21 protein-coding genes are annotated in these 21,192 nt (G+C 45.7%); 4 read left to right on the top strand and 17 right to left on the bottom strand.

Annotated elements, in window-relative coordinates; genetic code table 11:
• Positions 1 to 288 precede the first annotated feature (288 nt).
• Positions 289 to 555, top strand: coding sequence for a hypothetical protein (locus tag BS617_RS16955; protein WP_075174191.1), 267 nt, complete (start codon positions 289 to 291; stop codon positions 553 to 555).
• A gap of 74 nt (positions 556 to 629) precedes the next feature.
• Here the strand turns inward: BS617_RS16955 and BS617_RS16950 are convergent, their stop codons facing one another.
• Together BS617_RS16950 and BS617_RS16945 are read right to left on the bottom strand one after the other, a co-directional pair.
• On the bottom strand, positions 630 to 2,348 hold the full coding sequence (locus BS617_RS16950) for a potassium/proton antiporter (RefSeq protein ID WP_277252948.1): 1,719 nt from the start codon (positions 2,346 to 2,348) through the stop codon (positions 630 to 632).
• Positions 2,349 to 2,473: 125 nt separating this feature from the next.
• Complete coding sequence (locus tag BS617_RS16945; RefSeq protein ID WP_075174189.1) at positions 2,474 to 3,313, bottom strand: 23S rRNA (adenine(2030)-N(6))-methyltransferase RlmJ; 840 nt, start codon at positions 3,311 to 3,313, stop codon at positions 2,474 to 2,476.
• Positions 3,314 to 3,499: 186 nt separating this feature from the next.
• Here BS617_RS16945 and BS617_RS16940 point away from each other — a divergent pair, with 186 nt between their 5' ends.
• On the top strand, positions 3,500 to 4,315 hold the full coding sequence (locus tag BS617_RS16940) for a phosphatase PAP2 family protein (RefSeq protein WP_075174188.1): 816 nt from the start codon (positions 3,500 to 3,502) through the stop codon (positions 4,313 to 4,315).
• A gap of 20 nt (positions 4,316 to 4,335) precedes the next feature.
• Here BS617_RS16940 and BS617_RS16935 read toward each other — a convergent pair whose 3' ends face one another.
• The 4 genes from BS617_RS16935 to rluD form a co-directional block, all read right to left on the bottom strand.
• Positions 4,336 to 5,118 carry a response regulator gene (locus BS617_RS16935; RefSeq protein ID WP_075174187.1) on the bottom strand — a complete coding sequence of 261 codons (783 nt, stop codon included), beginning with the start codon at positions 5,116 to 5,118 and terminating at the stop codon, positions 4,336 to 4,338.
• Positions 5,119 to 5,287: 169 nt separating this feature from the next.
• A complete protein-coding gene (gene clpB, locus BS617_RS16930; RefSeq protein WP_075174186.1) occupies positions 5,288 to 7,870 on the bottom strand; it encodes an ATP-dependent chaperone ClpB in 2,583 nt (860 codons plus the stop codon).
• A gap of 197 nt (positions 7,871 to 8,067) precedes the next feature.
• Entirely contained in the window at positions 8,068 to 8,793 is a 726-nt protein-coding gene (pgeF, locus tag BS617_RS16925; protein ID WP_075174185.1) for a peptidoglycan editing factor PgeF, read from the bottom strand.
• A gap of 47 nt (positions 8,794 to 8,840) precedes the next feature.
• Positions 8,841 to 9,809, bottom strand: coding sequence for a 23S rRNA pseudouridine(1911/1915/1917) synthase RluD (gene rluD, locus BS617_RS16920; RefSeq protein WP_075174184.1), 969 nt, complete (start codon positions 9,807 to 9,809; stop codon positions 8,841 to 8,843).
• Between the two features lie 143 nt (positions 9,810 to 9,952).
• Here rluD and BS617_RS16915 point away from each other — a divergent pair, with 143 nt between their 5' ends.
• Together BS617_RS16915 and nadE are read left to right on the top strand one after the other, a co-directional pair.
• The gene (locus tag BS617_RS16915) at positions 9,953 to 10,855 is read left to right on the top strand and encodes an outer membrane protein assembly factor BamD (protein WP_075174183.1); all 903 of its coding nucleotides are present in this window, start codon (positions 9,953 to 9,955) and stop codon (positions 10,853 to 10,855) included.
• A gap of 32 nt (positions 10,856 to 10,887) precedes the next feature.
• Positions 10,888 to 11,730 carry an NAD(+) synthase gene (nadE, locus tag BS617_RS16910; protein WP_075174182.1) on the top strand — a complete coding sequence of 281 codons (843 nt, stop codon included), beginning with the start codon at positions 10,888 to 10,890 and terminating at the stop codon, positions 11,728 to 11,730.
• Positions 11,731 to 11,799: 69 nt separating this feature from the next.
• Here the strand turns inward: nadE and thiO are convergent, their stop codons facing one another.
• The 11 genes from thiO to lspA form a co-directional block, all read right to left on the bottom strand.
• Positions 11,800 to 12,900: a glycine oxidase ThiO gene (gene thiO, locus BS617_RS16905; protein WP_075174181.1), complete on the bottom strand. Its 1,101-nt coding sequence runs from the start codon at positions 12,898 to 12,900 to the stop codon at positions 11,800 to 11,802.
• A gap of 70 nt (positions 12,901 to 12,970) precedes the next feature.
• On the bottom strand, positions 12,971 to 13,546 hold the full coding sequence (locus tag BS617_RS16900; RefSeq protein ID WP_075174180.1) for a GspH/FimT family pseudopilin: 576 nt from the start codon (positions 13,544 to 13,546) through the stop codon (positions 12,971 to 12,973).
• A 70-nt stretch (positions 13,547 to 13,616) separates the two neighbouring features.
• Positions 13,617 to 14,015, bottom strand: coding sequence for a type IV pilin protein (locus BS617_RS18520; RefSeq protein WP_075174179.1), 399 nt, complete (start codon positions 14,013 to 14,015; stop codon positions 13,617 to 13,619).
• The gene (locus BS617_RS16890) at positions 14,015 to 14,314 is read right to left on the bottom strand and encodes a hypothetical protein (protein ID WP_075174178.1); all 300 of its coding nucleotides are present in this window, start codon (positions 14,312 to 14,314) and stop codon (positions 14,015 to 14,017) included. Before BS617_RS16890 ends, BS617_RS18520 begins: the two co-directional genes overlap by 1 nt.
• Complete coding sequence (locus BS617_RS16885) at positions 14,311 to 17,574, bottom strand: pilus assembly protein (protein ID WP_075174177.1); 3,264 nt, start codon at positions 17,572 to 17,574, stop codon at positions 14,311 to 14,313. The genes BS617_RS16890 and BS617_RS16885 overlap by 4 nt, the downstream gene beginning before the upstream one ends.
• 9 nt (positions 17,575 to 17,583) lie before the next feature.
• The gene (locus BS617_RS18295) at positions 17,584 to 18,243 is read right to left on the bottom strand and encodes a pilus assembly PilX family protein (RefSeq protein WP_075174176.1); all 660 of its coding nucleotides are present in this window, start codon (positions 18,241 to 18,243) and stop codon (positions 17,584 to 17,586) included.
• A gap of 17 nt (positions 18,244 to 18,260) precedes the next feature.
• Positions 18,261 to 18,965, bottom strand: a complete 705-nt coding sequence (locus BS617_RS16875; protein ID WP_075174175.1) for a PilW family protein — start codon at positions 18,963 to 18,965, stop codon at positions 18,261 to 18,263.
• Complete coding sequence (gene pilV, locus BS617_RS16870) at positions 18,965 to 19,459, bottom strand: type IV pilus modification protein PilV (protein WP_075174174.1); 495 nt, start codon at positions 19,457 to 19,459, stop codon at positions 18,965 to 18,967. Before pilV ends, BS617_RS16875 begins: the two co-directional genes overlap by 1 nt.
• Before the next feature lie 29 nt (positions 19,460 to 19,488).
• Entirely contained in the window at positions 19,489 to 19,989 is a 501-nt protein-coding gene (locus BS617_RS16865) for a GspH/FimT family pseudopilin (protein ID WP_075174173.1), read from the bottom strand.
• A 233-nt stretch (positions 19,990 to 20,222) separates the two neighbouring features.
• Positions 20,223 to 20,654, bottom strand: coding sequence for an FKBP-type peptidyl-prolyl cis-trans isomerase (locus tag BS617_RS16860; protein WP_075174172.1), 432 nt, complete (start codon positions 20,652 to 20,654; stop codon positions 20,223 to 20,225).
• 13 nt (positions 20,655 to 20,667) lie between these two features.
• Complete coding sequence (gene lspA / locus BS617_RS16855; RefSeq protein WP_075174171.1) at positions 20,668 to 21,192, bottom strand: signal peptidase II; 525 nt, start codon at positions 21,190 to 21,192, stop codon at positions 20,668 to 20,670.

Genomic DNA, 21,192 nt, shown 5'->3' with positions numbered 1-21,192 from the left:
GGCCCACGTTCTGATGAATGCTGGCAAAGGATCACTTAACCGGCAGACCTACTGAGACTAAATAAGCTGGGTATTGCTTAGTTTCGCTGACAGCCTCGGGGTTTCCTACTGCTGAAAACGAAGAAAAATAGCGCGATATTTTCTCACTTCATCGCCTTCCATTCAAGGAAACTGCATTTTTTTTGAACAATCATTTTAAAAATAGGAACAACTCAACGGATGCGTAGACCCAAAACTAGGTTTATAGTGTAAGAAATGTATACAGGGTCTGTTTGCGGAGAGTACAGAATGGCCATTAAAGAAATTAAAAACAAAGAGCGCGTGATTAATGAATTGCTACTGTTTATTCGTAAGGTGTTTAGCGAGCCAGAGATCTGCGCTCATGCTAAAGAAATAACGCGCAAACATTTGGGAAAGAAAGATGCTGCCGTCCTAATTGCTGAAGAGCTTTCCTCAACCACCAACGTTAAGATCCCTCTTGAACACAGTGAAGCGGATGACCTTTTCTTGCAACTGCTAATTGATCTGGTCAAAGACGAAACAGCTCTCTATTAAAGGTCTAATTTAGGCAGGCTGGCTAACACGCCGTTACGATTAGCCGGCACTGCACTTACTTTATACCAGCAGTATTATTGAGCCTTGTCGTGAAGCTTAAGGCCAATAACCTCTATTTGATTACCATTCATTTGACGGATGGTTAATCTCAGGTTTCCAAAGCGTGCTCTGTCACCGACCACCAGCGATTTACCCAATTGGCGTTGTAACAACTCAGCTGCCGTGTCTTCAGCGCTAATCCCTTCAAGAGGCACACCATACACTTTTGCCAAATCCAGCAACGACGCATCACCTCGTATGGAAAACTCACCAAAAAAGTTCTGCAGCAGAAATGACTCTGATGTTTGTTGTGAAAAGCGCAATGCAACTTCGTTCACATCATCAGGGTGCAACAGCATCCAAATTCTATCACCCGCTTTTAGCTCGGTTTCTGCATTAACCACCATCGGTTTTTTGTCCCGAACTAAGGCCACTAACTGAGGCGTAGAAACCGTCGCACTTGGCACGTTTTGTACGACTGAAGCGGGGATATGCAGCGAGTCAGCTTGTACAAAAAACTCGTACAGCTCCAATGAATAATGCGAGTTCACATCGTCAATTAATGAAAAGCGAGTAGTGGGAGCCGGTGCAGGAGGCACCACAACCTTCAACCAACGCGCTACTAGCGGTACCGTAGAGCCTTGTAACAATAGCGAGATGAGCACAACCGTAAAGGTTATTTCAAATAACAAGTTCGCATTGGTTAAGCCTGCTATCACTGGGTATAAAGCTAACACAATGGGAACCGCACCGCGCAATCCAACCCAACTTATATAAAAATTTTCAGACCAACGAAAATCAAACGGGAGCAAGCAAACCATCACGGCCAGTGGACGCGCCACAAAAATCAAAAACGCGGCAATGGCTAGCGCTTCTAAGCCGTGCGTTAATAAGCTAGATGGTGTAACCAACAATCCTAACAATAAGAACATACCCGCCTGAGCCAGCCAAGCTAACCCATCCATCACCTTAGAGATAGACTCCAGCTGTTTGAGATGCCCATTACCGACGGTTAAGCCCGCTAAATAAACCGCTAAAAAGCCACTGCCGCCCACCATATTAACGCCAGAAAACACAGCCAACCCAAATGAAATAATGAGAATAGCGTACAGGCCTTCCACTAAAGGAACTCGACGTAAAATCAAGAGTAATAGCTTGCCGCCTAACAAACCGATAATGCTACCCAGTGCAAACTGCTGGAACATTTGAGCTAGAAAAGCCCAAACACTCAAATGATCTGCCGTCTGTAGCAAACCGGTCAGCATAACAACCAGCAAAATGGCCATGGGGTCATTGGCACCCGACTCAATCTCGAGAGTCCCCCCCACACGTTCGTTAAGTCTTACACCACTATTACGGAGTAGACTAAAAACAGCGGCGGCATCAGTAGAGCCAACGATTGCCCCCAGTAGCAAGCCATAGATGAGCTTTACATCCAGCAACCATGCGGCAAATGCTCCCACAGCAGCCGTGGTTAACACGACACCCAATGTGGCTAATGACAATGAGGGCCATAACGCAACCCGGAAGGTACTGGTCTTGGTTCGCATACCACCATCCAGCAAAATAACGGCAAGCGACAAGTTACCAACAAAAAAAGCGAGGCCTGAATTATCAAAGTCCAGTTGCCCAATGCCTTCTTCACCTGCCAGCATTCCCACGCCAAGAAAGACGAGTAAAAGGGGCAACCCAGCACGGACGGTTAAGGAGCTGGCTAGTATGCTAACCAACAATAAAACCCCGGCTAAAAAAATAAATCCATTTGTGTCGATAGTGCTACAACCTTTTGTTTATCCATTCATGAGCTGCGCAAGTAATAACGCCACTGTATTAATATACTGATTGAGTTTACCCATCCAGCTCCTTTAGGTAGCCCGTACTATTCCGGCACCAACCATCGCCCTGATGATGAATCAGCATCACTTTCTGCTAGAGTCCGCTCCAACCACGGCATGACAGATCCCAGCTGTTCTTCCAGCTGCCAAGGTGGATTAATCAACATCATACCGCTACCAAACATACGACCACTATTTGATGACTTTTGGTAAAACTCGGAAACAAATACCTTGCGAATACCTGACGACGCTACACTTTGTAGCATCGCTCGATGTAAGCCCGCTTTCAAAATAGGATACCACACGGCGTACACGCCAATAGGCCAGCGCTGGTGTGCCTTTTTGATAAATCGAGCGACCTCTTGATACTCACTTTTTACTTCGTAAGACGGGTCAATCAATACCACGCCGCGATTGGGTTTAGGCGGCAACATTGACAACACACCTTCATAACCATCGCGATGGTGGATAGCAACCTGTGTATTACGCTTAAAGTATTTATTAATTAGTTCATATTCATTCGCGTGAAGTTCCATAATCGCGATACGATCATCTTCTCTCGCCATGCTAGCCGCTATAGCGGGAGATCCAGGGTAGTAACGCAATAGACGGCCGGTATTTTCAGCACTCACCTGAGCTAAATAATTGGCGACCAATGTAGGCGGCTGAGCAGCAGCCCACACAGGTGCAATTCCCTTTTTATATTCACCGGTTTTTTCTGCTTGCTCGTCTGTTAAATCATAATGGGCTTTCCCGCCGTGAGTCTCCAAATAACTCCACGGCTTAGGCTTCTGATTCAGCGCGTTAATCAATTGCACTAGCACCATATGCTTGTGTACATCGGCAAAGTTTCCCGCATGAAACCCGTGTTTATAGCTAAGCACGCTTTAAATCCTCAATGAAAATAGGAATCTATTATCGCCCCTGCCACTCTGTTACAGAAGTATTATTACTTTTAATAAACCCAATTTTTATGTCAATGTGTAATAAGTTACCCAAGACAATATTCACTCGCGCGTCAGCCAGCATCGCAGGGTGTCTGCTTACCGATCATTAGAGAGCAATTATGTATGCGCCACCTTAACCATTTACAGGAACATATTGAGAGCAGCGACGCCATCCCACCAGCGCAGTTTTGGCAAATCCCGCTGGCCGGCATATTACTGCTGACAGGCTTGTCGGTATTGTTTTTGCCGGGTGGATTAACAACAGGGTTCTACACCTTGCAAGCTTATAGCTTACCCTTCCCTGCCTTGATGTGGGAGTACATCACTTTTAGTGGCGATAAATGGCCAATACTGGCCATGGGTTTAGCCCTAAGCTTACGCTACCCTCGCTTTACACTCGCCATGCTATTCGCCGGCATCATTGGCATATTAATGACTCAAGGGTTAAAGCTGTACTTTCATACGGCTAGACCACCCGCAACCCTTGCCCACGACTCATTTCGTTTAATAGGTTCGGCGTTAACAGCCAATAGCACCCCGTCAGGGCATACAGCGACTGCTTTTTTAGCGGCTGGACTAGTGACACACTTATGCCAATCTCGGGTCGCACAAGTCTGCGCTTTACTGCTAGCTGCTCTGATTGGTTATTCACGAATAGCTGTGGGAGTGCACTGGCCTGTTGATGTATTAACCGGCGCATCAGCTGGGTTATTTTGCTCGTGGCTCGGCGTATCGCTTGCCCATCGATTGCAGGCTTGGTTTACGCCATGGCTTTTCATCATTATTGTCTTACTGCTCTTTGCGGCGACGATTAGGTTGCTTACCTATAATGGTGGTTTTGCACATACTGACTTGTTTGCGGTTTCAATTGCGGCGGCTTGTCTCGGTATGTTTTACAGCGACTTACGCCGTACTCAGTTAGTCAGGCCTCGCGACTAAGCCGGTTGGTATATCAATCACTAACGAGCTTGGGCTATATATCGCGACAAATGATCCATTTTTTCAGGGTCATCATCCACCAGCGCTACTAGAATATTAATATAGGGCGTTTCGATATGAGCTTCTGCCGCTTCAACCATACGGATAAAGCCATTCAAACGTGCAACATTACCGCCGTCCATTGATTCAATATCAATGACAGCTTGATCTAAAACAACGGGATAATTGCCCTCATTTTTTACGACAGCGAACACTTCCTTAAGGCTAAGGTCCTTAATGGCACATTTGTAGATGTCATTGCGAACCCTTAAATGTGCCATACCTTTAGGTTTTGGAATATGCTTAGCTTGCGCTTCGCTTCCTGCTGTCATGGTGCCCGTCTCGGGTTTCGCATCATCTTTGACCATGCGAGCTTCGACACTGGTCTTTTTGCCCAACATCTTATTAATTTTTTGAATCAACTGCTCACTAGTAAACGGTTTACCTAGATAATCGTTCACACCAGCCTGAATGGCTTTTAAGACATATTCACGCTCGCCACGGCTTGTAATCATGACATAGGGCGTCGTTTTATAAGCGTCTTGCTGGCGCGTCCACTTTAACAGCTCTAGACCATTCATATGCGGCATTTCCCAATCGCATAAAATCAGATCAAATGTAATAGACGACATAATTTGTTGGGCGTCTTCGCCGTTAAAAGCCGATTTAACAACAGACGAGGGAAAGGACTCGTGAACAATTTTAGTTACATGCTCGCAAATAAACTTTGCATCATCCACTACCAACACATTCAGACACTTCATTCAGCTCTCTCTATACTGATTTTATCTATTAGCCCCTACTCATATAAAACTAGGCTATAAAACCACTTTTCACCAGTAAATAGCCCCTTCATATCCTCAAAAAACGCTAAAAAAAAAGCCCGCTCTGTAGCGGGCTAGTACTTAACAATGTTTTGACTATTCAGCACCTTTAGCGAAAGACAAACTCGCCGGCCTCCACATCTACCACAATCTCATGCCCCGGCAAGTACTGACCAGCCAAAAGCGATTGTGCCAACGGGTTCTCTAGATGTTGCTGAATGGCGCGTTTTAACGGCCGCGCACCATAAACTGGCTCAAAGCCGAGATCAACCAACTTATCCAGTGCCGAGCTGGTAAGAGTTAAGGTAAGATCCCGTTCTGCCAAGCGTTCACGTAGGCGATCAAGCTGAATATTAGCAATACCTGACACTTGATCTTTGCGCAAACTATGGAAGACAACCACTTCATCTATACGGTTAATCACCTCAGGGCGGAAGTGCGATCCCACCTCTTCCATGACGGCCCGTTTCATTAAGTCGTAATCGTCATCATCATTAAAGCTCTGGATCAGGTGAGAGCCTAAGTTTGATGTCATCACAACAATAGTGTTTCTAAAATCAACGGTACGACCTTGTCCATCGGTTAAACGACCATCTTCTAGCACTTGCAACAAAATATTAAAGACATCAGGGTGCGCTTTTTCAACCTCGTCCAACAACAGCACTGAATACGGCTTACGGCGCACTGCCTCTGTTAAATACCCTCCCTCTTCATAACCGACATACCCAGGAGGCGCTCCGATTAAACGTGCAACGGAATGCTTCTCCATAAATTCGGACATATCGATACGCACCATGGCTTCTTCGGTATCAAACAGGTAACTCGCCAACGCTTTACATAGCTCGGTTTTACCCACCCCTGTTGGTCCCAAGAAAAGGAAACTACCATTTGGACGGTTAGGATCCGACAGCCCTGCTCGGGATCGGCGCACGGCGTTAGCGACGGCCTCTACTGCCTCTCGCTGGCCAATGACCCGATGATGAAGCTCTTCTTCCATACGTAGCAGTTTTTCGCGCTCACCCTCTAACATTTTGTTAATTGGAATACCGGTCCAGCGCGATACGACTTCCGCTACTTCCTCTTCGGTGACTTTATTACGTAATAACTTGTTACCTTGTTGCAAGCCAGCTTGCTCTGCCTCATTAGCCGCCTCCAACTGCTTTTCTAACTCGGGAATCCGGCCATACTGCAGCTCAGACATCTTTTGCAAGTCGCCTTCGCGGCGCGCTTTTTCCATCTCGGTGCGCACCTGATCAAGCTCTTCTTTAACCTTTTGAGAGCCTTGCAGCGCAGCTTTTTCTGCTTTCCAGATTTCATCCAGATCTGCAAATTCAAGTTCCAATGTTGCTATCGTTTTTTCCAGTTCGTCTAGTCGTTTACGAGCGGCCTCATCCTTTTCTTTTTTAAGCGCTTCACGCTCCATTTTCAATTGAATGAGTCGACGCTCAAGGCGATCCATATCTTCTGGCTTGGAGTCCATTTCCATACGGATACGAGAGGCCGCCTCGTCTATTAAATCAATCGCTTTATCAGGAAGCTGGCGGTCAGTGATATAACGCTGTGACAATTTAGCGGCAGCAATAATAGCTGAGTCCGTAATATCGACACTGTGATGGATCTCATAGCGCTCTTTTAGACCACGCAAAATAGCGACGGTATCTTCTTCGCTAGGCTCATCCACTATCACTTTCTGGAAACGGCGCTCTAGGGCGGCGTCTTTTTCTACATACTGACGATACTCATCTAATGTCGTTGCCCCAACACAGTGAAGCTCACCACGCGCCAAAGCCGGTTTAAGCATATTACCAGCGTCCATCGCGCCTTCGCCTTTACCTGCCCCAACCATAGTGTGCAGCTCATCAATAAAGAGGATCACTTGGCCTTCTTGCTTAGACAACTCGTTAAGCACCGCTTTTAAACGCTCTTCAAACTCACCCCTAAATTTAGCGCCAGCAATCAAGGAGCCCATATCCAGCGACAAGACTTTTTTGTTTTTTAAGCCCTCAGGGACTTCGCCGTTTACGATTCGTTGCGCTAAGCCTTCAACAATAGCCGTTTTACCTACACCAGGCTCACCTATTAATACCGGATTGTTTTTGGTACGACGCTGAAGAACCTGAATGGTGCGGCGTATTTCATCATCTCGTCCAATCACGGGGTCTAACTTCCCGGATTCAGCTCGTTCAGTTAGGTCTATGCAGTATTTATCCAGCGCCTGCCTATTAGACTCAGCATTCGCATCATTGACGCTATCACCACCACGCATAGCAGAAATAACTTTTTCAAGTGCGGCTTTTGTAACACCTGCCTCTTTTAAAACCTTACCTGCATCACTTTTGTCATCAAGCATGGCCAGCAGAACAAGCTCACTTGCGATAAATTGATCTCCGCGCTGTTGTGCTAGTTTTTCGGTCAGGTTAAAAATACGTGCCATGTTTTGCGATAGCCGAATTTCACCGTCAGGGGTTTTAATCGTAGGTAATCGATCAATCCCCTCACCTATTAAACGGGTTAACTGTTGAGGGTTAGCTCCCGCTTGGGCAAGCAATGGCCGAACCGAACCGTCTCGCTGCTCTATGAAAGCAGCCAACAAATGAATCGGCTCTATTTGGTTGTTATCTTTCCCGATGGCGAGCGACTGCGCCTCGCCGAGCGCTTCTTGTAACTTAGAGGTAAATTTTTCAGGTCGCATCGACACTCTCCTAATTCTTGAACCGACATGGTTTTCATGGCGTATTCATCCTGTCATTGCGATATATATGGGGATAAGAGCGCGTAGATTCAAGCATCAACTGTTCAAAAAACAGACATATGTAACCTAAAAGATTAATCTAGATCAAGAAAACGGGCGGAGGTATTGGCCAAGTGTGTTGGTAGCTTATTAAATTGTCAGCTCGCCGTCTTCCAAATCAACGTTGCCATACGGCCTGTCTGAATATCGCGGCGATACGAAAAGAAGCGACGCTTATCAGTAAATGTACACAAGCCCCCACCGGAGACATGCTGAATACCTTGTTCAAACAAACGGAGGCGCGCAAGCTCATAAAGGTCAGCCAACCACTTACCTGCGCGTAAAGAGGGAGTAAAACATTCGGATGCTTGGGAGTTATGATCACAGAAGCGCTCTCGTACTTCAGGCCCCACTTCAAACGCCAATGGACCTATCGCGGGGCCAAGCCAGACATGCACGTTATGAGGGCTTGCGAAGTTAGTCAGCGAAGCTTCTAACACTCCGTTAGCCAACCCTCTCCAACCCGCATGCGCTGCTAATACTCGCTGACCATCAGTCATAACTACCGGCAAACAATCTGCAGTCATAACAAGGCAGGCTAAGCCAGTGTCTTCGGTCCAACATGCATCCGCTTCTCTAACACGCCCATCTCCTTTGGCCTCTACACACTTGATACCGTGCACCTGAGTAAGCCATTGAGCACGCTCGATGTCTAAAGCGCTTAAAAGTCGCTCACGGTTCTCAATGACCGCAGCGGGGTGATCATCCACGTGATCACCTAGGTTTAAAGCGTCAAACGGGGCCTTACTCACACCACCAAGCCTTAGGGTCGAAGCCACCTGTATGTGAGCAGGGGCTTTCCAATCAGGTCGTATAAAATCCATCTTTACTCCCACAGTTGATTAGTGTGATTTAGGCGACAAGGCACTCGTTACCCAAGCGCCTCATTTTCATCTCTGTCGCGCTGCAAAACCGATAAAAGTTGAGCAAAGTCCTCAGGAAGGTCGACTTCCCATGACATTAGCTCGCCGGTGACCGGATGAAATAACTCTAGTTTTTTTGCATGCAAAGCTTGGCGCTTAAAGTTGCGCAAGTATTCCTGAGTCTCTGTGCTAATACCTTTTGGTAGACGAAAACGACCACCGTAAAAAGGATCTCCTACCAGAGCATAGTTAATGTGTGCCATGTGTACACGAATTTGATGTGTACGGCCGGTTTCTAGTTTCAAACGTATATGAGTGTGCGCTCGATACTTATCTAAGACTCGGTAGTGCGTTATCGCCTCTTTACCTGTCGGTACAACGGCCATCTTCTGACGGTTTCGGGGATGACGAGCTATAGGCTCTTCGACGCAACCTCCACCGGTCATAACACCAATACTCACCGCCTCATACTCACGCCCCATACTGCGCTCTTGTAACTGTTTTACTAACTCAGTTTGCGCCTGCACGGTTTTGGCAACAACCATCAAACCGGTTGTATCCATATCCAACCGGTGCACAATGCCAGCCCTCGGCACCAAAGCTATGTCCGGTATATGGTATAACAGAGCATTCATAAGCGTGCCGGTGCGATGCCCAACGGCAGGATGTACAACCAAGCCCGCCGGTTTATTAACGACCAAAATATCATCGTCTTCATAGACGATCTCAAGCGGTATATTTTCGCCCTCATGACCCTCAATCGCTTCAAGCTCTGCACTAAGGGCTATGCGCTCTCCACCAAACATCTTTTCACGAGGCTTTGATGGCTTACCATCTACGGTTATAGCACCATCTTTTATCCACTCTTGCAGTCGCGAGCGTGAATAGTCCGAAAACAGCTGCGCTACTACCTGATCTAAGCGCTTACCACTGAACTCTCCAGAGACTATTGCCTCTAATTCTATCTTTTCTGACATCAATATACCGATCTGTTGCGCGGATGATTTTGCTTAGCTTCCGGTTGTGTTTAAATAAGCGGCTGGTAAGCACTGACGTCAGTATAACCGATACGACGAACGCCGCCGAATTTCCGTAGGCTGGTTAACAGGATAAATAGTAGATGCGTTTTTCAAAAATAGTAGGAATTGTGGCCATCACCGTGATGGCGTCTGCGTGTTCATGGTTTGGAAGCGAAAAAGAAACGCCTGACATCCCTGAAGAACAGCTATATTCAGAGGCAATCCAAGCCCTTGAGCAAGACGAATATAGTAATGCTGTTAAAAAGCTTGAACTTCTAGAGGCTCGCTACCCATTTGGCCGCTACTCCGAGCAGGCGCAATTAGAGCTAATCTACGCCTATCATAAGAATTATGAACCGGCCGCCGCCAGTGCCGCCGCTGATCGATTTATTCGACTGCACCCTTCTCACGAAAATATCGACTACGCCTATTATCTAAAAGGGTTGACGGCTTTTGAGCAAGACCGTACTTTTTTAGAGCGCTACTTACCGATCGATATCACTCAACGTGACCCTGGTGCGGCTCTGAATTCCTTCGAAAGCTTTTCAATATTGCTCAATCGATACCCGGATAGCCAATATGCGCCAGATGCGCGTAAACGCATGATTTTCTTAAAAAACCGCTTAGCCCAACATGAAATTAACGTAGCCCGTTTTTATATGAAACGCGGTGCATTTGTTGCTGCAGCTAACCGCGGCCGCTATGTAGTAGAAAACCTTAAAGAAACGCCTTCTGTACCTGAAGCGTTGATTGTCATGTACCAATCCTATACCGAACTCGGTATGAACCGCCTTGCGGCAAAATCAAAAGAAGTGTTGGCAACCAATTATCCTGACATCCCAGTAAAAACTTACCGCCAAGAGCATAAAACCTTGTTGGAAACAGCTACATTTGGTTTATTAGGGTCTGAGGAGGAAGTTATCGAAGTCGAAGACGTGCATACACTACCTTCAGCCAATGAGCGCCCTTGGTACCACCGTGCGACCTTTGGCATTTTTGAATAAAACACGACCATTAGCTATTTCAGGAGCACCCAATGGACGCCACTGCTATCCGAGACGAGATGAAAGTTTTACCCGAAATAGATCCCGGTTACGAAATTTCGAGACGGGTCGCTTTCATTAAACAGCGCTTACAAAGCTCTGGGCTTAAGACTCTCGTATTAGGTATAAGTGGCGGTGTTGACTCTTCTACGTGTGGGCGCTTAGCTCAAATTGCTGTAGACGAACTAAATCTTGAAGCAGGCTCACAAACGTATCGTTTCGTCGCTGTGCGTTTACCATACGGCATCCAAAAAGATGAAGATGAAGCACAACTCGCACTTAGCTTTATTCAACCATCTGAATCACTCACCGTAAATGTCAAAGCAGGCACAGATGGTATCGTTGACGCTGTCACTCAAGCACTACATGAAAAGCAGCTTTTATCAGCATCAGAAGAAGCTATCGACTTTGCAAAAGGCAATGTTAAAGCTCGCGCTCGTATGGTGGCGCAATATAAAATAGCCGGTATTCTTGGCGGCTTAGTATTGGGTACAGATCATTCAGCGGAAAATATCACAGGCTTCTATACCAAGTGGGGTGACGGTGCCTGCGATTTAGTGCCTCTATTTGGCCTGAGCAAGCGCCAAGTTCGCTTACTCGCCAAAACACTCGGTGCTCCAGACATTCTTGTTGAGAAAACGCCAACCGCTGACTTAGAATGCCTTGCCCCTCAAAAAGCAGATGAACAAGCACTTGGGCTCTCCTATGATGACATCGACAACTTCCTCGAAGGAAAGCCAGTAAGCAGCGAAGTAGAAGCCCGTATTGTTAGCATTTTCATCAAGACACAGCACAAGCGTGAAGCCATCCCAACTATCTACGATGACGGTTTATAGCTAGACAACACCAATAGCCCCCATCTTCATGGTTGATACGGCGCTAATAACCTATCACTGAGCGGCTTATTAAAGTGAACCGAGCCGCCCAGCTAATTGGTATGGACGTGGATCTATAACCGGTGTTTGTCCTAATAATAAATCAGCTTGCAAACGAGTAGAGGCAGGCGCTAACACCAAGCCGTTTCGGTACTGTCCTGCATTCACAGAAATGCCTTGATAACCCGGCACCTCTCCTATAAAAGGGATTCCTTCAGGAGACCCAGGCCTCAACCCGGCCCAATGATGCTCTACCGGAAAATCAGCTAACCTCGGAATAATACCCACTGCTGTTTGATACAGAGACTCCCGAGCACTCTCAGTGATTTGCTTATTAAACCCCTCATGCTCAAGCGTACTACCAACTAAAATGCGCCCATCACTTCGTGGAATGACATAACGCCCGGCCATCAAAATAACCCGATTAACAATATTAGGCTCTGCTTTAAAGACCATCATTTGCCCCTTAACCGGCTCAACCGGCAAAGAGACTGATAGCCCACCTAATAAATGCCCCGTCCAAGAGCCTGACGCAACGACTGTATGCCCAGCCATAATATTTCCCTGAGATGTTTGAACGCCGAGGACGGTTTCCCCTTCAACGACAAAACGCTCAACACCCGTATTTTCTTGTAATGTAACCTGTTTTAAATCCATCACACTTCGGCGCAGAGCCTGTCCCAAACGAGGGTTACGTATGCTGCTTACCTCAGGCATCCATAAGGCCGACTCATAACCAGAAGCAAACTCAGGTTCATGGTGATATAAGTGACTCGCTTCAACTGCCACCAAGGGGCGGTGATACGCTGCCGCCCACGATAACGCTGCGTCACGGTCCTCAACATCGACCATGTACATGCCTTTTTGACGTAACTCAGGATCAATGCCGGTTTCTTCGGTTAAGGTTGCCGCTAAATGGACATAAGACGATTGAGACCAAGTTGCCAGTTGAGTTACCGCTGAAGAATAGCGCCATGGGTATAAAGGAGAAACGATCCCTCCGCCTGCCCAAGAAGCCTCCTTTGCACACGTCCCTCGCTCAACCAAAGTGACGCTCGCGCCAGCTAAAGCTAGCTCTCGTGTAAGCATCAAACCGATAACACCGCCGCCTACTACTAAAAAATCACTCATATTTATCACTAATCGCTATCTTGACGTCTGTATTTCTTATTTGAAACGATAAGCGACAGTGTAGGGGATTTCATGGTTCAAATGAACGAATACGTCCCTGTATGCCCACAACTAAATGAACAGGGCTTATTAATTCGTTACTACTCGTAAGCTTAAAAGTACCATTAGAGCCCCAATTCATGCGCCCTGACGGCAAGAATGACAAACTATGACCTCGATTCCATGTTGCCGATAGCGCTGTAGGTAACTCAAAGGCACGTAAAAGCAAATCAGTATTCGCCTCATAAGCGCGATTATCATCTACATCTAAAAATAATATCGCGCCATGGCTCCAGTCTCTGGTTCCAGTAAGCGAGGTTCCTGCGCAAGCTAACAAAGCACCATCACGGCTACACAAGCGAACAGGACGGCCTAGTTTAACAGCCTCCGAGCGAGCATCAGACATTACATGACGAAATAACAAGGCAGAGCTTGATAACTCGTTTTGACTTATCCAACGAGTAAAGGCGGGGATGGCAAGAGTGATAATAATAACTGAAATAACGAGCGTGACTAACAGCTCAATGAGGGAGAAGCCTTTTTGTTTAATAGTATCACTGTGATTAAGCGCATCTTGACATAAATCCTTGTCCGATAAGCGAGCCATTGTTTTCCTCCTTGAATAACAATGATTTAAGAATGTAAATTAGCTTGGCAAATTTAAACCTCCCTTAAATTTACCAACAATTAGATCCAGAACTAGCACCTCTGCTGCCCGTATGATCCATACTTAAAGTACCGCAATCATCGCCAGCTTGAGCTCCAGAAGGAGTCGCCGTAATTGTGTAAGTGGTGGTCGTATTTACACTGAAAGCAAAAGTATATCGGCTGTCCATACCTGAATCAGAAGTACAAGCCAACCCAGGTATCGTGTTCGTATATGCCATTGGAGAGCTGGTTGAGAACCCTCGTTCCATGGCTTGAGACAAATCCAACAAACACCCTTTAGCTGACTCCCGCCAAGACTTTAAAACAAAATTTTGATAAGCAGGGTAAGCAATAGCGGCCAAAATACCAATAATAGCAACGGTAATCATCAGCTCTATTAGAGTAAAACCTTCTGATTTATGAGGCATTAATAAAGCACCACTTCCATTGATGTAATTTTTGGTAATTGGCTGTTCTTTGGTTCTGTTGCTTCAAAGGCCACCAAATCCCCTTCATTAAGATCAGCAGAATAAATTTTCTCAGGGCCAATGCTTATTTTCAAATTGCGCGGAACACGGTACGAAACACCCGCGATAGTTATAATAACGGCTTTTGTCCTATTGATGCTTTCAATATTACCTTGACCATTCAATGCAAAAGATAGCCCTGATGTAAGTAAAGAGATACTCACAACACCCACTTTAAGAAAGTCTTTTAAATATTTCATTGAAAAATTTGCCTCCAATACTGGCGCCCTAAACCTGTACCTTTGTTCACTCCTTCTATACATGAATCAGTGCCGTCGCAACTATCGTTACCTATTACAACATCTTGATTATCGCCTGCAAGAATAACCGGCGCCGCATTGGAGTCAGATTTGATACCAGAGGCAATAACATCAGAGACCTTATCTTCATCATCATAAACACCATCTTGGTTATAATCGAAGGTAGAACTATGCGTCGCATTGCCATTTTCAGCATTCACGGCCATCAGCCATGATGTACCCGTAGGGCTGCATGTATCAGCTTCTGGGATACTGGTATTAAAATACAAAACTCCGCGCCGCAAGACGATATCGGTAACTTGACGCTCGCCTTCTTCACCATTAGTTGGTGAGACTAAATCTAGATACCACCCTTTATCATTCGCCTCTAATGGGATTGAGGTAGTAATTCGATACTCGTTAGAAACAGACGTATCATCACTGGTAGTTTCTGTATCATTATCATCCGTAAAGGTATGGGTACCTTCTGTCATAATACTCTGCTCTTGCAGCTGTGATCTACCTGAGACCCCGTTCGGGTCACCTGTATCCCAGATACCATAAATACTCTGAACCCCGCCCGATGCACCGTTGTTATCGGTCGTTTCTAAGTATTTGCCCGTCCCGAAATACACCATTACCCCTTTTCCTGATGAATGACTACCGACAACAGGCTGGGTTGTAATAGCTTGGTGATTATCGCTCAAAAGGCTCGTAACGCTATTAGTACAGACACCGCTGCATGCTTCAAATAACTTATAATCTAACGCCCAATCGCTTGGACTTGAGCCTGTCAGATCAAACTTCCACAAGTTACCAAAGAGGTCACCAGCATAAATATAATCGACCACATTATCGTTATTTAAATCAACCGGAGCTATTTTACCAATACCATTAGGACGGGCTAAGCCCGTCAAGTCCTCAACGATACCGACGTTCGTTGTCAGCGTTTTGGTAAGCGTCCCGGTATCTAAATCGACAATAAAAATACGTCCATCACCGTCTGCTATGTCGGGGTTGTACCCGCTACCGAAAACGGCATACCATTTTCCATCATGCAGCTTCACAATCAGAGGCTGGCTATAGGTAAAGCCCAAACCTTCATTAGTGAACTCCCATTTGAATAGCTGCTGTGCGTTATCATTCGATTCACTAAATTGAGAAGGATCGGTGACATCTAATGCGTAAATAGACTTACCACCTAGGTTAAGCCCCCCAACTAGAATTGTTCGCCATTCGCCCCCCACAAAGGCATCCCGAATGGTTGGGGTACCATCGACGAAATATTGATGTGAATACCCGGTATCTGATAAAGACTCCAAGTTAGGCAACACAGCACTGGGGATGAAGGCCATACGCTCGGTACCTGTTTCAGCATCAAAGGCATGGAGCATGCCATCATTGGCACCTACATATACTAATGGGTCTCGATTGGCATAAGTCGTTTTGAAACTGGCATAGCTTTCCGACTCTAAACTTTCAGAATAGTCTGAATCGGGCGGACCTTGGAACTTAGGGGTTGAGTTCACGATATCGCCTAACAGAGAGGTTCTTGCTCTGAACTCATCAAAGCCTTGGCGTCCTCGGATATACTGCAGTAAAGATTGATTGTTACTGAAGTAGTCTAGTTTTTCTAAAGCAGTGAACTGCCCCCAACGAAAACGAATGCCGCCACTAGTGTTATTGCTGAAAATATTTCTTTCGCTCCAAGCAGGAATATTCGAACCGGCATCCCATAGCGCACCTTCGGATACCGCCGTATTGGACGTATCTAAATTTCCATCTTCATCAAATTCAAACGCTAAGAGTTGACCAGACCAATCACTACTGTTGAAACGAGCCTGATAAACCTTCGTACCTTCTTGCACGCTACCTGAACTAGCCGCCGCAGAAGCAGCAGAGCCGGAGCGCGCGATGATTGAGTCCACTGCAGCGGTTAAGGCTGCCAGTAGCTGCTCCCTATTATTAGCTGTAAAAGCCTCTCCCGTACCGTATTCTGCAGCATCGTTCAACATCTGGTTATCAATACTAAAGCCCACAGTATAAGTATTGAGGTTTTGCTGCAGAAAGTTAGGGTCGTTATAACTTTTCCCGTCATTATCTAACTCACTACCATTTGGTTTAAGGTCTAACTCTTGAGCAAATAATGCAATGTCATCTAAATACAGCGTGGTTCCCTCAGCACTTCCAGAAGTGCTATTCACATCGTATCCATCAGAATACTGAGGGAAGTTAGGATATTGGCCTTCCAGAGTAGTAGGACTTAAGCCGTCCCAATCAGGCAAATTTTTTCCTGAATTTTCAGAACTCACACCATAGGAATCGTTATTAGGAAAATTATTATCTAATGTGGGAAAGCCATCAGTTAATACAATGGCGAAATTTTGCTGGCACCTATATTGAATAGGGCTAGGAAACAATAAATTGGAGAAGTTACCATATGTACTAGACAGTCCTCTAAAATACCGTGTCACGTCATACAACGCCTCAGCGAGTGGCGTAGCACCGAATGCGGACAAGCTGTCTATTGAGCTAATAATATTATTACCCGTAATGTTTGATGTATCTTGGTTACAGGCGGCTAACATTAATGCACCGTTATTGGTAGAGCCGTTGAAGCGGCTTAAACCAAACCGTGCTTTAGGGCTACCAGCAGGGCTTGTTTGTTCGATAAGCTCTTTTGCTACCTCTTTTGCAACGTCCATGCGATATTCTGTCGGTATAACCCCCGACAAATTAGTATTGTTAGCATAAGTGTTCAACAAATAAGTAAGATATCCAGCGGAGTAGAGCGTGCTGTTGCCTAGACTATTATTGTCACTATCCAAGGCAGCCGGGATTGCAAGGCATTTGGATTCATTAGTTGACTGTTTTCTAAATTGAAAATACCCAAAACTACACTCCCCTTGACGTAAAGCCCCCCTGCTAACATAACCCGCGATCAAATCTATTTCAGTCCAAGCCCACCAATCTGAAAGACTACCGCTATTCGTATCACGATAGTCCCACTGGTCCACTGCTGTACTAGGACCTGTATAGCCATCATCTTCTATGATGGCATTCATGCTTCCTGAGGTATCCATTAACAACATAATATTAGGCAGTGCATTGGTAGACACGGTCAAAGGACTGGTTGCCAATCCTAACTGGCCTGCTGCACTATGGAGAGACATGAAGCACAACACGCTGGATACCAATAACTTAACATCAAAAAAACGCATATATCTTCCTCAGTTATAACGCTTGATATATTCGGTTTGGAGAATCACTTTACCTTGATCACTTGCCCCTAATGCTTCGGCTGTAATGCGATAACAATAATCGTATTTAGTGACACCTTCCCCTGTATTGAAGGTATCAGGCTTAGTGCATGAGACCGAAGACGTGTCTATGCCGGTCCCATCAAAGTAATCTTCTGGATCAACACTGCTAGAAGGGAGCATGAATTCCAATAAGAACTCAGGCTGCGCGGCAAGGCCATCAATATCAGTAGCGGCTATATTGCCCAATACGTTATTACCAAACGTTTTAGCTCGGTTTTTCCAAGCGGTATAAGCGGCATCACTTCCAAGCAACCCAACCTCTGTAGGGTTATCATCTGACACCGCCGTGCCTATCACGTCACAACCGGAACAATCATCATAGCTTGTGCTATCGGGTGGATTTACTTCAGAGTCCACCCAACTTTCAGCGTAGTCTAATGCTATTTCACCAGCAAACAGTGCCGTTTGATTATCGCGCATATTGCCGGTCATTTTTTCCTGCAATGTGACACCTTGCATCGCAGTAACACCGATAATAGCCATCAACAAGAGCATCACAAGAGCAACAATCAACGCGGCTCCTGACTCTTTCTGTATGTAGCGACAATGACGGTCATCCCGTGCCATAAAACCCAAACCCCTGTTTATTTATTTAACATCGCATTACGTAAAGCAACGGTAGTAGAAAAAACTTGGTACATCCGACGATCGCTGGTATCAAATCCATTAAAAGGAGTACCTGCGGCAAAGGTCATTGCATTATCAACCAAACCCGCATCCCCTGCAGAAACGAGCAGGTTAACCCTTACGGCGATCACATCTTCCCAATCCGGAACAAAGGCCGCTGTTTGAAATTGATCGACCTCGTCCAAATCTGAACCATTGTTTATACCGTATTCAAACTGAATATCCGCGACACCTTCAACGCTAGGCTGGTTATCTATATACAGTGTTGGCAACCCAGATTGACCATCAGGAGCCACATAAATGGAAAGATCGCCGCCATCTCCGTGCGCCACAATATAAATAACTTCGCTGGTTCTCGTATCAAGCACACTAGCAGGAGAAGGCAAATTAGCATCAGCCTCCGTTGCCACAAACCCCTGCAAAACAGCTCCTCTAGGGTTATCAAACCCAGCCATCCTCAATTCTTGCCCTATAATTTCTAACGCAAATCGAGCTGACTCTTGCGAGCGAGACAAAGCTTCTTGAACACGGTAGGTCTGGCTAGAGCTTAAAAAACTATTAACAACAGCGCCCATCAGCACTAACCCAAGCACCAAGGCGACCATTAACTCTATTAATGAAAAACCCGCTTGGCTTTGCTTACAAATGCACTTTTTATTCATCAGATATCAGCCAGAAATCGAAAAAAAGTCAAACCATCAGCACCACAGTTTCCAGCACTTGAAGCTCCGCCTTGGCCACGTTCATCATCCCAGCACACTATGACTTCTAGCTGCTCATTAGCGCCAACTATAGTTAAGCTGGCATCACCTGAGGGTAACTGCTGGACCTGCTGAAACCATTCATTTAAATCAGCTTGAGCCCTTGTCGTTGGTGAATCAATAGTAGTGGGCATGCTAGGTGGCGCAGCGCCGATAGCGATAGCGTAGGTATTTAACGCTGCTGCTGATTTGTTAACCATAACTCGATCGACAATATCATAAGCGGCATTAATCGCTTGGGTTCGCGACATTGCACTTTGATTCATTTGAACAGAGCGAACTTGTAATGACGCAAAACCTAACAACCCAATCGACAAAACGATTAATGTCACTAGCACTTCAATCAAACCTACGCCACCTTGACGGCGCACATACTCAGGTAACTTTTCGCTCAACTCTACGCCCCGCGTTTTTTACTAACTTATTAACTACTTGAAGAAGTGGCACAGGCAACTCGACGAATCGATACACGCCCTAACGTATTTATACTTAATACGCGCTCTTCATTATCCGTGCACCCATCGATATTCATATTAATATTAGTTGCGCTTACAGCTCTACCATCACCGCCAAATATAATAGTGCTATTGGCGCCAGCATCTTGATTAATAATCGCGTCTGAGTCAGGCGCTTCCCAACGCCTTAGGATAGCGCCATCACTAACAACAAAGACGATCCAGCCATTTGTCCAACCTGCACCGCAAGCAGCTACCGTTTGACCTGAGCAAACCCCAACGAGCTCGTTACGATTCACAGCTTCGCTGCGCGCAAACTGAAATGTTCCTACCATGTCATTGCTCAAACCCGATGCTGTCGTATTACGGATAAGATTCGAAAAACCAGGAATACCTATCGTCACAATAATAGCCAGCACAGCAATCGTGACCATCAGCTCAATTAATGTAAATCCACGCATCAAGCGCATAGTAATAACCGCCAAAAACTTAGTGTACGAACCATGCCGATTGTATTCCTTGCCGCTGTCATCATCCTTGACGTTTGATGAATTGTACGGATGAAAACTGTATAAAAACCAAACAGATTAAATCAAGTATATGTTGACATGAGTGAGGTTGCCACTTAATAGACATATGTTGTCAAAAAGTAACACTCAAGAAAGACAAGACCATCCATGGCCCGAAGAATTCCATGCTTACATTAAGCGGCTATATCGATTATTTCCACTTCAAATTCAAGATGCTTACCGGCAAGTGGATGGTTAAAATCCACTTCAACAAATTGATCATCAAAAGAGCGAATAACACCTGGCAGCTCACCACTTGGATCTTGAAAAGACACCACCACTCCTGGTTCTAAATCAATATCGGCAAAGTTGCCACGCTCAATCTTATGCAGATTACTAGGATTAGGCATCCCAAAGCCATGCTCTGGCGTTATCGCTAATACCTTTCGCTCACCCACTTTCAAACCAAATAAAGCGGCCTCAAAACCGGCCAACATGCTACCGTCTCCGATCGAAAAGCTGGCAGGTTGTTTGTCAAAGTTACTATCAACAACATCACCATTTTCTAAACGTATCTCAAAGTGCAGTGTCACTTTAGTTTCTGGGCCGATAACTAACTGACTCATTTGTACTCCAACTTTATGTTTGATCTGATGCAGGCTCGCGTTGCTTTTCTAAAAATATCATATCGATAATCAACAAAGCAGCCCCAATCGTAATAGCGGTATCCGCCAGATTAAATGCAGGAAAATAGTAAGCGTTGTAGTGGACTGAAATAAAATCCACCACATAACCTTGGACTATCCGGTCATATAAGTTACCGATTGCACCACCAAGAATTAAAGCCAACCCCATACCAAGCCACCATTGCGCTTTATCCGTGCGCTTAAGCCATACGGTCAACATAATACTCACAGCGATCGCAATGAGCACAAACAGCCAGCGTTGCCACCCTGCGGCTTGGGCCAAAAAGCTAAACGCAGCTCCTGTATTGTAGAGCAACGTCATATCTAACACGGGTAGTATCGAGTGTGGGTCACCATAATTCAGCGTCGTATCAGCTATATACTTGGTGCCCAAATCTAATGCGATAACCACTGCCGTTAGCCACAACCACGACAGTGACCCTGTTCGTTTATTCATAGTAGAAGTAGGTAAATCCAT

Origin of the sequence: Neptunomonas phycophila, from assembly GCF_001922575.1 — a bacterium.
Classification (GTDB): Bacteria; Pseudomonadota; Gammaproteobacteria; order Pseudomonadales; family Balneatricaceae; genus Neptunomonas; species Neptunomonas phycophila.
This window is presented reverse-complemented; position numbering and strand designations above follow the sequence as displayed.